Source organism: Roseomonas alba (assembly GCF_019430885.1).
Taxonomy (GTDB): Bacteria; Pseudomonadota; Alphaproteobacteria; order Acetobacterales; family Acetobacteraceae; genus Neoroseomonas; species Neoroseomonas alba.
On record NZ_JAHYBZ010000011.1, the window covers coordinates 67,774 to 82,295 of the forward strand.

At 68.3% G+C, this 14,522-nt stretch carries 12 protein-coding genes and 2 pseudogenes; 3 read left to right on the top strand and 11 right to left on the bottom strand.

Annotated elements, in window-relative coordinates:
* Positions 1-261: 261 nt before the first annotated feature.
* From KPL78_RS26035 to KPL78_RS26060, 6 genes and pseudogenes are all read right to left on the bottom strand, one after another.
* Positions 262-1,075 (bottom strand): annotated as a pseudogene (locus KPL78_RS26035) (IS5 family transposase).
* 54 nt (positions 1,076-1,129) lie between these two features.
* Positions 1,130-1,315 (bottom strand): hypothetical protein, encoded by a 186-nt coding sequence (locus KPL78_RS26040; RefSeq protein ID WP_255569471.1) that lies wholly within the window; start codon positions 1,313-1,315, stop codon positions 1,130-1,132.
* A gap of 183 nt (positions 1,316-1,498) precedes the next feature.
* Positions 1,499-4,369: an ATP-binding protein gene (locus KPL78_RS26045; RefSeq protein ID WP_219765941.1), complete on the bottom strand. Its 2,871-nt coding sequence runs from the start codon at positions 4,367-4,369 to the stop codon at positions 1,499-1,501.
* Between the two features lie 170 nt (positions 4,370-4,539).
* Positions 4,540-5,490, bottom strand: a complete 951-nt coding sequence (locus KPL78_RS26050) for a helix-turn-helix transcriptional regulator (RefSeq protein WP_219765942.1) — start codon at positions 5,488-5,490, stop codon at positions 4,540-4,542.
* Between the two features lie 124 nt (positions 5,491-5,614).
* A complete protein-coding gene (locus KPL78_RS26055) occupies positions 5,615-6,040 on the bottom strand; it encodes an organic hydroperoxide resistance protein (protein ID WP_219765944.1) in 426 nt (141 codons plus the stop codon).
* 30 nt (positions 6,041-6,070) lie between these two features.
* On the bottom strand, positions 6,071-6,856 hold the full coding sequence (locus tag KPL78_RS26060; RefSeq protein WP_219765945.1) for an alpha/beta hydrolase: 786 nt from the start codon (positions 6,854-6,856) through the stop codon (positions 6,071-6,073).
* A 270-nt stretch (positions 6,857-7,126) separates the two neighbouring features.
* Here KPL78_RS26060 and KPL78_RS26065 point away from each other — a divergent pair, with 270 nt between their 5' ends.
* A complete protein-coding gene (locus tag KPL78_RS26065; RefSeq protein WP_219765947.1) occupies positions 7,127-7,498 on the top strand; it encodes a hypothetical protein in 372 nt (123 codons plus the stop codon).
* A gap of 615 nt (positions 7,499-8,113) precedes the next feature.
* Here KPL78_RS26065 and KPL78_RS26070 read toward each other — a convergent pair.
* The 3 genes and pseudogenes from KPL78_RS26070 to KPL78_RS26080 all read right to left on the bottom strand — a co-directional run bounded on the left by KPL78_RS26070 (position 8,114) and on the right by KPL78_RS26080 (position 10,743).
* Positions 8,114-8,899, bottom strand: a pseudogene (locus KPL78_RS26070) (transposase).
* A gap of 91 nt (positions 8,900-8,990) precedes the next feature.
* Complete coding sequence (locus KPL78_RS26075; RefSeq protein ID WP_219765948.1) at positions 8,991-9,914, bottom strand: DUF6282 family protein; 924 nt, start codon at positions 9,912-9,914, stop codon at positions 8,991-8,993.
* Between the two features lie 37 nt (positions 9,915-9,951).
* Entirely contained in the window at positions 9,952-10,743 is a 792-nt protein-coding gene (locus tag KPL78_RS26080) for an HpcH/HpaI aldolase family protein (protein WP_219765949.1), read from the bottom strand.
* Positions 10,744-10,889: 146 nt separating this feature from the next.
* On the opposite strand from KPL78_RS26080, the gene KPL78_RS26085 reads away from it, so the two are divergent.
* A complete protein-coding gene (locus KPL78_RS26085) occupies positions 10,890-11,699 on the top strand; it encodes an IclR family transcriptional regulator (protein ID WP_219765951.1) in 810 nt (269 codons plus the stop codon).
* Between the two features lie 81 nt (positions 11,700-11,780).
* Positions 11,781-12,683, top strand: a complete 903-nt coding sequence (locus tag KPL78_RS26090) for a cupin domain-containing protein (RefSeq protein ID WP_219765952.1) — start codon at positions 11,781-11,783, stop codon at positions 12,681-12,683.
* A 28-nt stretch (positions 12,684-12,711) separates the two neighbouring features.
* On the opposite strand, the gene KPL78_RS26095 is transcribed toward KPL78_RS26090, so the two are convergent.
* Positions 12,712-13,668 (bottom strand): Bug family tripartite tricarboxylate transporter substrate binding protein, encoded by a 957-nt coding sequence (locus KPL78_RS26095; protein ID WP_219765954.1) that lies wholly within the window; start codon positions 13,666-13,668, stop codon positions 12,712-12,714.
* Between the two features lie 23 nt (positions 13,669-13,691).
* Positions 13,692-14,516, bottom strand: a complete 825-nt coding sequence (locus tag KPL78_RS26100; protein ID WP_219765955.1) for an amidohydrolase family protein — start codon at positions 14,514-14,516, stop codon at positions 13,692-13,694.
* Positions 14,517-14,522: the final 6 nt, after the last annotated feature.

The window sequence follows — 14,522 nt, forward strand, 5'->3', positions numbered from 1 at the left end:
CAAACATCTGGCACCGCCGACAGTCGATTGAGCCGCGATTCCACAGAGAGAGTTGCGTTCTCAGTCCCTATCGCTGCTCCATTCTTCTCTCTCACATGGTGCACCGCGCTAAGGCGCAAGTTTGGCCTGGGTTTGCGGACGGACCTTGATGGTTGGAAGGCACAACTAGCGCCGAATTTAGCCTGGAGAGAGATCAGGAGAGTCTCCAAACCATGAGGGTAGGCGATTCTGCCCTCAAGCTTAGAGCCCGCTTGAGAATGCTCATGGATGGGCGATGCGTCTGACGAGGAGTGCCGTGGATCATGGCCTCGGAGACGCCGGGGTCGCGCTCGTAGTTGCGGACGAGACGACGCCAGCGGACCATCCATCCGAAGGTTCTCTCCACCACCCAGCGGCGCGGGATGACCTTGAAGCCGGGTTCCTTGTCGGTGCGGCGGACGATCTCGATGACGAAGTCCCGGAAGGCGGCCTTGTCCATGAGCCTGCCCCGGTCACAGGCGCCATCGGCGAAGAGGTGCTTGAGCCACGGCCAGCGCTTGCGGATGGCGTCGATGATCGTTTGCGCGCCCGCGCTGTCCGATACGTCGGTGGGTGTGAGATTGACCATCAGCAGCCGTGCATCAGTGTCCACCGCGACGTGCCGCTTGCGGCCGACGACTTTCTTCGCTGCACAAAAGCCGCGCTTCTATGCGCTCGGCGCCTTCACCGTCTGGCTGTCCAGCGCGCCGCCGCTGGGGCTGGCCTCACACCCAACTTGCTCGCGGTCGAGCATCAGCGCGATGTCGTGGACGGTGCGGAACAGAAGGCGCCGGACGAAGCGGCGAGACGACCAATAGATCGTCCGCCACGGCCCGAAATGGATCGGCAACATCCGCCACCCACCGCCAGAGCGCGCCATGTAGCGGATCGCGTTCAGCACCTCGCGCATGTCCACGCCGGACTTGCGCCCGTGCTTCGGAGGCTTGGGCAGCAGCGGCTGGATCACCGCCCATTCGGCGTCCGTCAGATCCGTCGGATACCGCTTCGTCCGTCTCTCGACATCGGCCATCCGGCCTCGACACGCTCGGGTCCACATCCCAAGCGTGAATCACGCCCCTCTGCGCCGCTACAGACCCTTCTCAGACGGGCTCTAGAGCAGCGTCCCGAGGTATCCCCGCTCGACGCGCTCCGCCGCTGCCATCTCGGTGATCGAGGCGTAGCGCCCCTCATCCAGCAGTTTCTGGTACCGGAACGCCCGTGCCAGCGCCTTAACCCGCGCGGGGTCGGCGCGGGTTGGTACGGTAGCGTCGCTGCCGTCCTGGAGCGGCGTCGCCACTGTCTTTCGCCCGGCCGCCGCCGGATCTTCAGCGGCACCCGAACCGAGATCCTCGTCGCGACGGTCACAGGCGCTGGCGGTCTGGGCGGCGCAGGAGTTTCGCAGCCTCTCCGGCTCGCGGTCATGGGTGCAGGCAGCGACGTCCTGACGCGGGGATCGCGACCTCCCGCGGACAGCCGAACGTCAGGATCGCAGGGCCACGAGGATCTCGGCTGCCTCGACAAGATCCGCCGAACCGGATGTCTCCGCGAGGCCCTGCCAGATTGCCTCGAGGATCGCGTGGGCCTCGACCTGCCGGCCCTGCCGTCGCAGCAGCCGCGCCAGGGGAAGTGCCGCCTTCAGCTCCCACCCCGAAGCCGCCTGATCCCTGGCATGGCCGATGGATCGCCGCAGCAAGGCCTCCGCTGCCGCCGAATCCGGATGCGGTCCGCGCAGCATGATCTCGCCCTGGGTCCGCAGAAGGTCAGGCAGCCAGAAGAGCTGGCCCAGCGCCTGCGCGGAGGAGAGGGCCTCCTCGATCGTTGCACGCGCTTCGTCATGCCTGCCGGTCCGCGCCAGCGCCTCGGCCATGGCCCTCGACGCGGCGGGAAGGACCATGTGCTGCTGCTCGCGGCGCAGCGCGGCGATGGCCTCGCGAAGCGTGTCCGCCGCCGCAACCGGATTGCCTTCAAGAAGCAGCCACTCACCCTTCAGGGCCCGGCTCCAGGCGGCGTTGGGCCGAAGGGAATGCCGCTCGGAATGGACGATGGCCAGCTCGATATGCTCGGCCGCCTCCGCCGTCCTGCCGCTCCACAGCAGGATCGGAATGGCGTGGGCGGTCGCCATGCTGTAGTTGCCCGGCGGCGGCAGGCGTGCGCCTTCCTCGATCACCTCCAGGGCCAGACGGCAGGCCGTCTCGGGCGAGCCACGGAGCCAGAGCAGCCGGGCCAGCCCGATCGACGCGCGCAGGCGGTGGTCATAGCCGAAGAGGTTGATCTCCAGCCGCCCAAGACCGGCTTCGAGGGTGAAGCCGCGTTGACAATGCTCCAGCGCCTCGGCCTGATTGCCGGCGATGTGATGCGCGGCGGCGAGCAGCCATTCGGCGATGATTCGGTCGCTGAGCGCGCCGCTGCGCTCCGCGATGGCGGCGCAGCGCCGCGCGGCGGCCAGGGCACTGTCGAAATGGCCGAGCCGCGTGAGGAAAAGGTTGAGGCCCGCGAGCAGACGCATCTGCGGCAGTCCTGCGCCATCCTCCTCCGCCAGGTTCAGCCCGCGTTCGATCGCCTGGCTGACCTCATCCGTATTGCCCCGCGTGTGCATGGAGGACACCGCCAGCGCCTCCAGCAGCCGTGCCTCGCGCTGGGAGAAGCCGCCGGCCGCCGGAATGCTGTCCAGCGCCAGCCGCGACCAGTGCCGGCATTCGCCGAGCAGCCACAGCCCGAGGAACAGCGGCGCGGCATCGGCCGCGAGGTCGACGCCGATCGCGCGGTGCTCCTGCTCGGCGAAGCTCCATTCCAGGGCCTTGCGCAGATTGCCGACATGGGGCGCGTGTCGGCCGATCTCGGCATAGGCGCCATGTTCGAGGCCAAGTTTCCTGAACAGTTCGGCGAAATGGCGCGCGTGGCGCAGCGCAACCTGCCGCCCCTCGCCGAACTCCTCCAGCTTGGCCGCCGCATAGACGCGCGTCATGTCGAGGAGCCGGTAAAAGACGCGGCCCTCGGCCGCATCGACCCAGAGCAGGGATTTGTCGACCAGGCTCGCGACGATCGTCGCGACGCCGGGCGTCGCGGGCTCCGCTTCGCCAGCGACGGCGCAGGCGGCCTCCATGGTGAAGAGGCCGATGAAGACGGAGAGCCGCGCCAGGATGCGCCGTTCCTCCTCCGAGAGCAGGTTGTAGCTCCAGTCGAGCATCGCCTGCAGTGTCCGGTGCCGCGGCGCGACGTTGCGCCGGCCGACCAGCCGTAGCTCCGCGCTGCCCGCCAGCAGGTCGGCAACGCCACGGATGCCATAGGTGCCGACGCGGCTCGCCGCCAGCTCGATCCCCAGCGCGATGCCGTCGGTGCGGCGGCAGATCTCCGCGACGATGGGAGCATCGCCGTCGGTCAGCGCCCCAAGGAAGCCGCCCGAGGCTGCCCGTTCCATGAAGAGCTGCACCGCCGGCGTGGCCAGCGCTTCCGCGGCGCTAGGGACGTCTTCCACCGGGCTGGCGAGGGCGCTCAGCAGATGCACCGTCTCACCTTCGACGCGCAGTGATTCGCGGGAGGTCACCAGCAGATGGACGCCTGGCGCCTGCCGGAACAGGTCGGCGGCGAGGCGTGAGGCCGCGTCGATGAGATGCTCGCAGCTATCGAGGACGATCAGCATCCGCTTGTCGGCGAGGAAGTCGAGCAGCCCGGTCGCCGGATCGGCGCCGCTCAGCGCGCAGCCGACGGCGGCGACGATGGCGCCCGGGACCAGGGCCGCTTCGGAGATCGCGCCAAGATCGGTGAAGACGACATTCTCCTCGCCGAATTGCGTGCGCAACCTGTCGGTGATGGCGGTCGCCACGCTCGTCTTGCCGATGCCGCCGGCGCCGATGATGCTGACGAAGCGTCGTGCGAGGAGCAACTCGCTCAGACTCTCGATGACCCGGCCGCGGCCGATGAGTGGCCGCGGCGGCGCGGGCGGGCGTATCGTGGCGCGGAGCGCCGCCGGCGCGGCGGCCGGCGACTCCTCCGGCTCAACCTGCGTGATCGGCGCGACGAAGCTGTAGCCACGGCCGGCGACGTTGACGATGTAGCGCGCGCCGTCCTGCCCATCCCCGAGCGCCCGGCGCAGCGAGGCGATGTGGACGCGCACCGCCGCCTCGTCGACGACGACGTCCCGCCAGACCAGGTCCAGCAGGGCGTGCCGGCCGACCACCTCGCCGGCGCGATCGGTCAGAACGATCAGCAGATCGAGGGCGCGCGAGCCAATACGCACGGGCACGCCATCCTTCAGCAGAAGCCGGCCCGCACGATCCAGGCGGAAGCTTCCGAAGGAAATGAAGGTGTCCTGCCTCTGCACCGTCGCTTCCCGGCTTGGCGTATCGGGCATGACTTCGTCTATCCGGATCCGATCATCGGTCGTCGTCTCCTCGCGCCCCGGCTTCTGGACAGGTCGCCATGGCGCATCTCGGCTGCCTGCGTCGCGCTGTCTTCCGGGAACCTGACGGGATTTGCCGGAACATGACGCGATCGATGGTCCGCCGCTGCTTCCGGACGCGGTCAGCCGGGGCCGGGCTGACCCGTCATGGTCGACCGCCGCCACCGCCCCGGCGCGATGCCGATGCTTTCGCGGAAGGCGGTGGCGAAGTGGCTCTGGCTCGAAAAACCGCAGGCGAGCGCGATCTCCGCGATGGTGAGCGCCGAACCCGCGAGCATGGCTTGCGCGCGACTGATGCGGCGGCTGAGCTGCCACTGATGCGGCGCCATCCCGGTCGAGCGTTTGAAGGCCCGGCCGAAATGCGCAACTGAAAGGCCGCATTCCCTGGCGAGGTCCGACAGGGACAGGTCGAGATTGGCCTCCATCAGCTCCTTGGCACGGCGCTCCTGCCAGGGCGCCAGGCCATGGGGCCGGCCCTGCATCGCGCGCCTGGCCACGCCGTGCCGGCCGATCATGTGGATGCAGACAGCGTCGAGGATCGCATCGAGAAGAAGGCCACTCGCCCTGTGCGGGTGGGCGAAGGCCGCCGAAGCCGCGTCGGCAAGCTGGCGCATGACCGGATCGTCGAGGCCGGCGGGACCGTGATCGGCAAGTCCGGCAAAGGCCGGCATCCCGTTCTCCTCAGCGCAGGCGCTCAGACTCGATATCGGCAGGTAGACATGCATGCTGTGCCAGGGATCCCGCACGAGCACCCGCGGATCCTGCCTCATGTCCACGATGAAGACTGTGCCGGCCTCGAGCGCCGCGTCGGCCAGGAACCGCCCGTTCCGCCACATCTCGCGCCGCATCGGTCGAAGGTGGACTGCGACCGAATAGGCATCGTCATAGCCCAGGGACGCGCTGAGCTCCCGCGAGGGCCTATCCGTCCGCAGCTCGGACAGGGCGAGCAGCCCCCTGCGAAGCGTCCGGCTGACATGGCTTCGTGGCTGCGGCAGGTCCAGGCACGCAGCGAGATGCGCGCCATAGGCGCGGCCGCGACCCGTTCGGCTGCTGGCAGGCGGTGGCGCATCCATCGGCATCCCCGCGCATCGGACATCCCGGTTCGGGACCGGATCATGCCATCGGGCCGAGGCCAAGTTCAATGGATGCCTCGATGGCGGGGATGGGATGCAGGGCCGGCGTCACCGCACGCTGACGTCACCGCACGTTGACGGTCTTCGCCACCGCGACATTGCCGCGTATGGCGTTGGAGTAGGGGCAGATCGCATCGGCACCCTGCACCAGCGCCTCGGCCGTCGCCTGGTCGACGCCGGCGACGGTGATGGCGAGCGATGCATGCAGCACGAAGGCATCGGCCTCGTTGCGGCTGAGCCCGATCTCGGCGACGACCTCGACATCGCCGTCGGCGAAGCGGTGGCCGGACTGGCGCGCCACGCGCAGCAGCGCATTCTCGAAGCAGGCAGCATAGCCGCCGGCGAAGAGCTGCTCCGGATTGGTCGCGCCACCCATGCCGCCGAGTTCCTTCGGGATGGCGAGCGTCAGGTCGAGGATGCCGTCGGCGCTGCGGATCCTGCCCTTGCGGCCGCCTGTCGCGGCGACTTTGGTCGCATAGAGAATGGTCATGGTCGCTGCATCTCCTTGACGAGCGGCCGCCTAAGGCATCCGCTCCTGCACCTTCCGCGCGGCTTCCTCGATGACGGCGGCGACCTGCACGGGGTGGGATTCGTATACGGAGTGGCTGGCGCCCTCGATGACGATGAAGGGCGCGCGGGCGCGTTCGTAGTAGAAGCGTTCGAGGCCTGGATTGATGATCTGGTCGTTGCCGGCGACAATTCCCCAGCTCGGCTTCGTCTTCCAGGCGGCGGCGGTCAGCGGCGTGCTGAACACTTCGGCCTTCGCGAAAACCTGGCAGCGCGCCGCGAACTCTGCCCGCTCGCGGGGCAGGTCGGGGGCGAAAAGGCGCGGGAAGAGCTCCGGGTCCAGATAGGTGTAGCCGTCGGGGGTCATCCTGACCGCCCCCTCGGTGCGGGCGAGCACGCTCGGCATCCGCCGGCCGAGCGCGCCTTCGTCCTCCCCGACATCCGGCGCATGGGCGGCGACATAGACGAGGCCGGCGACCTTCGGATGCACCCCGGCCTGTGTGATGACCGACCCACCATAGGAGTGGCCGACGAGGATCGCCGGGCCGTCCTGCATGTCGAGCACGCGTCTGGCGGCGGCGACATCGGCCTCGAAGGCGGTCTCCGGCTCCTGCACCATGGTGACGCGGAAGCCCCGGCGCGTCAGAAGCTCATAGACCGGCTTCCAGCCCGATGCGTCGACCCAGGCACCGTGCACAAGAACGATGTTCCTGATCGATGGGACCTGGGCCACGGCGGGCGCGGCGAGGGCGAGCAGTGCGGCGGGAACGAGGACAGCGCTGGCACGGCGGGAGAGCATGGCATCACCTCATCGGCATGGCGGGTGTGGCGTCGGTGCAGCCCGACCGGAGGAAGGCTGGCACGGGCCACGGGGATCGGTGCGCAAAGACCCGAAAGGAATCGCAATGCCTCGCGTCATGTTCCGGCAGCCCACCTGGTCTGCTCATGAAGCATCAGATGCGCGCATGTCTTCTTTCGTATCTACACGGCGCATTGCAGTGTCTTACAGGCGATCAGACCCGCCGCAGGTCATTCTGCCGCCGTCTCAACGAGCGGAGAGGAGATCGTCATGAGCCGATGGGCCGCGCCCGATATTCCCAGCGCCGAGCGTTGCGCCTCTGATGTCGGAGAAGCGCTGCGCGACGCATGCTGTCCATGCGGCGGCCGGGATCGCGCGCCTGCCGCGTGCGGCGTCAGAGGCGAAGTCGCGAACGCCCTTACCGCGATTCTCCTGCACGCGGAGGCCATCTGCCGCTGGTCCGCCAGGCAAGGCATCGTGGATGTAGAGATTGTGGCATCGGCACGACAGGTCGCTGCCAATGCGGGGCGCGTCTGGATGGCACTGGACGACACCACGCCGGCAACCGGCACTGACGGCGCGGCCGAAGAAACTGATCAAGGGCCAAGCCCCAGATTCCAAGGCTCTGGCCTGACCCCGTAGAATCGGCCCGCCGGCAATGTAGGACGGCGACATCCTGGCCCGGAACCGAACTCCGGTCCGGCGTCTAGGCAACTTCTTGAGCTTGTTGAGCCTGCTCGACGAACGCCTATGAGGTCAGGTTCCGCAGCGGCCCACGCGGCCGCTCCTCATTGCACTCTCGTTTCGCGGCCTCAAGCGGCTGCCTTGCGTCGGCCTGGGACGCGAACCAGGAGGCGTTCGAGCATTCGGCCTGCATCCGTGGTCGAGCTCCTGCACCACGTCGGAGGATGGAAACTGCCTCTCAGCACAGTCGAGAGCGCCTCTCGCGTGCGGGCCTCGAGCACGGCCGGGATGCGGATTGGCCAACCGTGGAACAATGGTCGGCGGCGAAGTCCATCGCTCAGATCTCGTTCGGTGCTGCCGCGTCCGGCCGCCTCACGGGCTACCGCTACGCCCTCTTGTGTCGCGGGACTTTGGTGTCGGATGGTCAGGCCGTCTTCGCTTTGCAGGCGGTACACGCGCTTCGCGCTCACCGATAAAGTCTGGCGACCAGGAGAGACAGGTCGTGAGAGAGAAGAATGAAGTAGCAAAGAGAATCGGGGTTGGAAACTCTCTGGGGCCTAGAGCATCTTCCGATCATGCTGGGTGGTAGCCGGCGGCGGCGAAGTAGTTGGCGCATTCGGTTGGATTGAAGGTGTCGATGATGTTGCCGATGGTGGACCATAGTCCGCCGATGGTCCGCGCGGATGCCAGGCCGCAGGTTGGGGACCAGCACTTGGTCGACATAGGCCTGGAAGGCGATGCCGTTGATCGGCCCGTCGAGCACCATGGGTGCCACCATGCCGCTGTTGCGCAGGCCGGCGACGAAGGTGGTCGTCTTCCAGTGGCCGTGCGGGATGGCGGCACGCAGCCGTCCGCCGCGCGGTGACCGTCCACGGGTGCGGGCCATGTTCGTCGACGCCCAGGTCTCGTCGATGAACACCAGGCGGTCGGGGTCGAGTTCCAACTGCCCCTCGAACCAATCCCAGCGCCGCGTCACGATGCCGGGGCGCTGCTGCTCGGCCGCGTGCGCCGACTTTTTTTCAGTGTGATCCGCCGCCGCGCGAAGAACCGCCACAAGGTGCCGACGCCGACTGGCACGCCCGCATCGGCCAGTTCCGCGCGCAACTCGCTCAGCGTGATGTCCGGCGTCAGCTCCAGCGGGCCGAGGATCAGCGGCGCATGGCTCTCGATCCATCCCGAGCGGCGATGGCCGCCAAGGGGCCCCGGCGCCACCGAGCCCGCTGTACGTTTCAAGGACGCCCAGCGGATCGCGCTGGAGATGCCGACGCCAAAGCGTGAAGCGGCTGCCCGGCACGAGGATCCAGCCTCGATCGCCGCAACAACACGCTCGCGAAGATCCACCGACAATGCCTTCGACATGCCTGTCGGCCCCCTCCCGACAGGCAGCTTGAAGCAGATCCACACCGCGTGGGGGAAGGACCTTCGCGATTCAAGCAGGTCGAACGCCGCTCTAGACGACGGCGTCCAGCCCCAGCAGCCGCGCCGCGTTGGACCGCACCAGCTTGCCGATATCCGCCTTCGAGACTTGCTGGTCGAGTAGCAAGCTCACCACCTGGCGGAAGCCCTCCACTGGCCGCGGCGAACCGAGCAGGCCGAGATCCGAGGAGAGAATGGTGCGATCCACGCCGGCGACCTCGATCAGATGCACCAGCTCCTCCGGCGTGAACTTCTTCGACTTGCCTTCCACCCACATGCAGATCGAATGCTCGATATGCGCGCCCAGCGAGACGAGGGTACGGATGTCGTCATCGGTGCAGCCGATCAGGTAGGTAGGGTGGTTGACCAGCATGCGCTTCACGCCGCGCTTGCCGGCCTCCTCGAAGACCTTGATCATCTCCGCGGCATCCAGGTGGCCACCGGCCAGGATCACATCGGCCTCCGCGATAATGTCCAGCACCTGCTTGGTGTCGTCGGTGATCGCGCCATTGGCGTCGGTCGCGCGCAGCGGGATGGCGTCGAGCATCTTCTTCGCCGTCTTCGGGAAGGTCTTGCCCTGGCCGAGGATCTGCTCGATGTGGTTCGCCGCCGAGAGCGTCGGCATCCAGATGATCTTCGCACCGATCTTTACAGCATGGTCGACCGCATGCGGGTTGATGCCGCCCGAGGCGTTGTTCAGCGCAAGGCCGGAGAACAGCTTCACACCGAGCTCCGGGAACAGCTTCTCCAGCATCACGGCGTGGGAGACGCCGAGGTAGAAGTGATCTTTGTAGAGCAGCGCGCTGAACTTCGCCTCGGCGCAGTCGAGCAGCGCCTCGTGATGATCCAGGGTGCGCGGCATGGCGGCCGGGCCGGAATGACAATGCAGGTCCACGGCGCCGACCAGCAGCTCCGCGACCTCAGCCTCGCGGGACATGTCCTGGGTGGTGGTGCTCATCTTCTCATCCTTGTCTGGCGTGGGGGCATCGCGCCGGTCAGGCCGGCTTTGCGGCGCCGAGGCTGCGGATATCGGCCAGCGCCTTCGTGGCCGCCTGCTTCATCAGGCCCTGGTCGGAGGAATAGACGAAGGCGGTGGCGCCGATGTCGCGCAGCCACTCGGCCTCCTTCATGCCGCCGACGAAGACCATCACCGGCTTGCCGGCGCGCGTCGCCGCCGCCGCGATACGGTCCACCGCGTCGCGGATCGCCGGCGCGTCATTGGTGGGTGCCCCCATCGCGGCGGTCAGGTCGCCGCGGCCGATGAACAGCGCGTCGATACCATCGGTCGCGGCGATGGCATCGATCTCGTCCAGTGCCTCGGGGTCTTCGATCTGCGCGACAACCGTCACGCCGGCATCGGCGGCGGCGATGTAGTCCCACATCTTGCCCCCGCCATAGCCCGCGGCGCGCACCGATCCGGAATAGCCGCGCTTGCCGCCGCGGTAGCGGCAGGCCGCCGCCACCTGCTGCGCCAGGGCGGCTGAGGCGACATGCGGCACCAGCACGCCCGTCGCCCCGCAATCGAGCACGGAGAGCAGGTGATGTGGCGCGGGGCTCTGCACCCGCACCAGCCCGGCCGCACCGGTGGCGCGGGCGGCGAACAGCGCGGCGTCGGTGGATTGGCGGTCGAAGGGCGAATGCTCCTCATCCACCACCATGAAATCGAAGCCGAGGCTGCCGAGGATCTCCGATCCATGCAGGGTCGGCGTCTTCAGGAAGGTGCCGGCAAGGATGTCGCCGCGCTGCAGGCGCGCACGAAAGCTGTCGGCGGCCGGTGATGGGACCATGGACTGGGTGTTCCCTCGGATCGGGCCCGGGCAGATTGACCGAGCCAAGTGTGTTCTGTTAGACGGAACGTCGGACCTATTAATCGACCATCCCGCCGGACCAGCGCGAAGTCAAGCGCACCCCGCCGGCAAGGAGAGCACAGGCCATGTCGCAGATCGGTGGCGCACCCTCGGGCGATGGGCTGCAGGCGGTGGCGATGGCCATCCGCATCCTGGAATTCCTGGCGGAGCAGCGGGGCGGCATTGGCGTGACCGCGCTCGCCCGCGCGCTCGGCACGACGAAGAGCCGCGTGCACCGCCACCTGCGCACGCTGGTGGAGACCGGTTACATCGTGCAGTCGCCGGAATCGGAGAAGTACCGCGTCGGCAGCCGCCTGGTGACACTGGGCCGGACGGTGGCGGAGAATTTCGACCTCTCGGCCCTGGCGCGGGAGGAGATGCGCGCGCTGCGCGACACGCTGGGCCAATCGGTGGTGATCAGCCGCGTCGAGGTCACCGGCGCCGTGGTGCTGGCGACGCTGCCGGGCCGGGAAGCCATCGAAATCGCGGTCAAGCCGGGCTCGATCCTGGCGCCGCACTGTACGGCGCAGGGAAAGCTCGGCCTGGCGCATGCCGAACCCGCGGTGCGCGAGCGCGTGCTGCTCTCGCGGCTCGACATGCGCACGCCGCACACCATCACCAGCCCCACCGTGCTGCGGGAGGAGCTCGCGCGCATCCTCGAGCGCGGCTGGGCGGTGGCGCCGAGCGAGAGCCTGCTCGGGGTCAATGCGCTGGCCGCACCGATCTTCGAGGGCGGCGGCGGCATGGTCGGCGCCATCGCCATCCTCGGCTCCATCCAGTTCATCGAGGCCGAGCCCTCCGCGCCGCAGATCCGGCATCTGCGACAGGCGGCGGCGCGCATCTCCGCGCAGCTCGGCGGGGTCGCGCGCGACGGCGTTGACAGCTTGCCGCGCTGACAACAGAGTGGGATCTGTCAACGGAATAATGTTCCGTTCTGCGAGACAAATTAGCGGAAGAACCCGCTCAGGAGACGTCCCATGGCCTATGATGCGTCCGATCCGCGCGCGGCGCTGGCCCCCGCCGCCGCCCCCGCGGCCGTGACCGGCCCCTTCACAGCGGCGCACTACGCGAAATTCTATGAGACACCGCCGCAGGAAGAGGCCGATGGCCTCCGGACCTGGTATGCGCGCGGCCGCAACTTCATCGTCGCCTATTCCGAGGTGCCGGCTGGCGCCACGCTCACGCGCAGCGGCCAGCCCGACGAATACGTGCTGTTGCTGCCCGACCGCGGCATCGCGGCGGAGGTCACCGCCGGCGGCGAGACCAAGACCATCGACGGCTATTCGGTCACCTTCATCCCGCCGGGCGACAGCAGCATCACCGTCACGGCCGCCGGGCGCATCGTGCGGCTGTTCACGCCGCGCTCCGAGGATCTCGCGGCCAAGTGCAGCAACGCCGCCGGCTTCACCGAGCCCGATCCGCGCATCCCGCCGCTGCAGAATTGGCCGACCCCGCCGGACGGCTTCCGCATCCGCAGCTATACGCTGGACGTGCCGAAGGAACCGGGCCGCTTCGGCAAGATCTGGCGATGCACCACCTTCATGGTGAACTACCTTGACCCCGCCGCCGGGCCGCGCGACCTGACCAAACTGTCGCCGCATCACCACGACGATTTCGAGCAATGCTCGCTGGTGCTCAACGGCGCCTACACGCACCACATCCGCTGGCCCTGGACCACCAACAGCACGCATTGGCAGGAGGACGAGCACGAATACTGCAAGGCGCCGTCCGTCACTGTGATCCCGCCGCCGTCGCTGCACACGTCGCGCGCCGAGGAAGCGGGTCAGATGGTCGACATCTTCTGCCCGCCGCGGGTGGATTTCTCGATGAAGCCAGGCTGGGTGCTGAACGACGCCGACTACCCGATGCCCAAGGGCTGAAGGGGGCCTGCGCTGGCGCATCGCGGCGTCAGCGCAGGTTCAGTTCGCTGAGCAGCCGCGCCGTCGCAGCATCTTCCGCCGCGAGGAAGCCCTGGAAGCGGGCGCGGTCGAGCAGCTCCACATCGTTGTAGGCGCGGTGCATCGCCTCGATGAAGGCGGGCTCGGCCCCGAATTCCAGGATGAGGCCAGCCCAGCGGTCCAGCACCACCGTATCGGTTCCTTTCGGCGCGAAGAAGCCGAAGCGGGTGACCAGCTCCACATCCAGGCCGGATTCGCGCAGCGTCAGCAGGTCGGGCAGCACGGCACTGCGCTGCGCGCCGGTCTGCACCAGTGGCATCACGCCGCGTTCGACCAGCGGCATGATGGCGCTGGGTGCGCCCATCACCAGGTCGATATCGCCGGCCAGCAGCGCCACCACCGCGGTCGACACACCGGAATAGGGCACGTGCAGCAGCGTGATCCCGGCCGCCCGGCAGAGCGATTCCATCACCAGATGCGGCGTGCTGCCGACGCCCGGCGTGCCGTAGCTGAGGCCCTCGGGCCGCGCCTTGGCCTCCCGCAGGAAGCCGACGAAATCGGTGAAGCGGGCGCCGCGCCGGCCGGCCAGCACATAAGGGATGGCGATCAGGTTCGCGATCGGCGCGAAATCGGCGATCGACAGCGGCAGGTGCTGCAGCCGCGGCACCGCCGTCAGCGCGCCGGTGCCGGCGAAAAGCAGCGTATAGCCATCCGCCGCCGCAGTCTTCACGCGGGTCGCGCCGACCGCGCCGCCGGCGCCGGTGACGGAATCGATCACCATCGGCTGGCCCAGCGCCTGGCTGATCCTGTTCTGCAGCGGGCGGATGAACTGGTCCGCGCCGCCCGCCGCATAGGGGACGATCACGCGGATGGCGCGGTCCGGATAGCCCTGCTGGGCCCGGGCGGCGCGCGCACCCAGGACCAGGGCTGCGCCGGACGTCAGGGCGCCGCGTCGCGTCATGCTCATGGTCGTCTCCCTTGCCTTGCCGGTCACGCGCTCATGCGGAACAGCCGCGCCGGATTGGTCCACAGCACCGTCTCGCGGTCCGCCTCATCCGGGATCACGCGGTGCAGCGCCGCGAGCAGCGGGCCGAAATCGACACGCTCCCGCGCACGCAGGAAGGGCCAGTCCGATCCCCAGATGCAGCGGTCGATGCCGAAGGCCTCGATCAGCGCGGCGATGTAGGGGTCGGTGTCGGCATAGGGCGATCCGGTCCGGCTGAAGCGGAACACGCCCGAGAGTTTGATCACCGCGTCGCTGCTGCGGCCGAGTTCCAGCAGCGCCTGGAACCCCGTCTGGTCCAGCCCGCCATCGAGCTCTGGCCGGCCACTATGGTCGATGATGACCGGCAGCCCCGCGCTGCGCAGCACCGGCAGCGCGTCGATGATCGACTCCCCATGGTGGTAATGGATCTGCGCGAACCAGCCGACCTCGCGTGCGCGCGCCAGGGCACGCTCGCCGGCCGGGCCCTGCAGCGGCGGGCTGGTTGGGAAATCGAGGTTGAAGCGGATGCCGACGATGCCGCCTTCGACCATGCGGCGGATCTCGGCCTCCGGCGTGCCGTCCGGTAGAAGTGCCACGCCCTTGAGCCGGCCGCCCGCCTCGGCGATCGCCTCCAGCATATAGGTGTTGTTCGCGCCGTAGCCGCCGAGGGGATTGATCAGCACGCCATGGGTGAAGCCGTGGCAGGACAGCATGTGCAGGAACTGCCGCGCCGTGCCCAACTCATTGGGCTGGATGTCGAAGCCGCGATCGCCGCCCCAGCCCTGGCGCGTCAGATCGAAGGCATGGGCGTGGGAATCGACCGCGGGCATGGTGGT

Coding starts and splice junctions, on each gene's coding strand:
- KPL78_RS26045 (WP_219765941.1), bottom strand. CDS start 4,369: ATGCCCGATACGCCAAGCCGGGAAGCGACGGTGCAGAGGCAGGACACC.
- KPL78_RS26050 (WP_219765942.1), bottom strand. CDS start 5,490: ATGGATGCGCCACCGCCTGCCAGCAGCCGAACGGGTCGCGGCCGCGCC.
- KPL78_RS26055 (WP_219765944.1), bottom strand. CDS start 6,040: ATGACCATTCTCTATGCGACCAAAGTCGCCGCGACAGGCGGCCGCAAG.
- KPL78_RS26060 (WP_219765945.1), bottom strand. CDS start 6,856: ATGCTCTCCCGCCGTGCCAGCGCTGTCCTCGTTCCCGCCGCACTGCTC.
- KPL78_RS26065 (WP_219765947.1), top strand. CDS start 7,127: ATGAGCCGATGGGCCGCGCCCGATATTCCCAGCGCCGAGCGTTGCGCC.
- KPL78_RS26075 (WP_219765948.1), bottom strand. CDS start 9,914: ATGAGCACCACCACCCAGGACATGTCCCGCGAGGCTGAGGTCGCGGAG.
- KPL78_RS26080 (WP_219765949.1), bottom strand. CDS start 10,743: ATGGTCCCATCACCGGCCGCCGACAGCTTTCGTGCGCGCCTGCAGCGC.
- KPL78_RS26085 (WP_219765951.1), top strand. CDS start 10,890: ATGTCGCAGATCGGTGGCGCACCCTCGGGCGATGGGCTGCAGGCGGTG.
- KPL78_RS26090 (WP_219765952.1), top strand. CDS start 11,781: ATGGCCTATGATGCGTCCGATCCGCGCGCGGCGCTGGCCCCCGCCGCC.
- KPL78_RS26095 (WP_219765954.1), bottom strand. CDS start 13,668: ATGAGCATGACGCGACGCGGCGCCCTGACGTCCGGCGCAGCCCTGGTC.
- KPL78_RS26100 (WP_219765955.1), bottom strand. CDS start 14,516: ATGCCCGCGGTCGATTCCCACGCCCATGCCTTCGATCTGACGCGCCAG.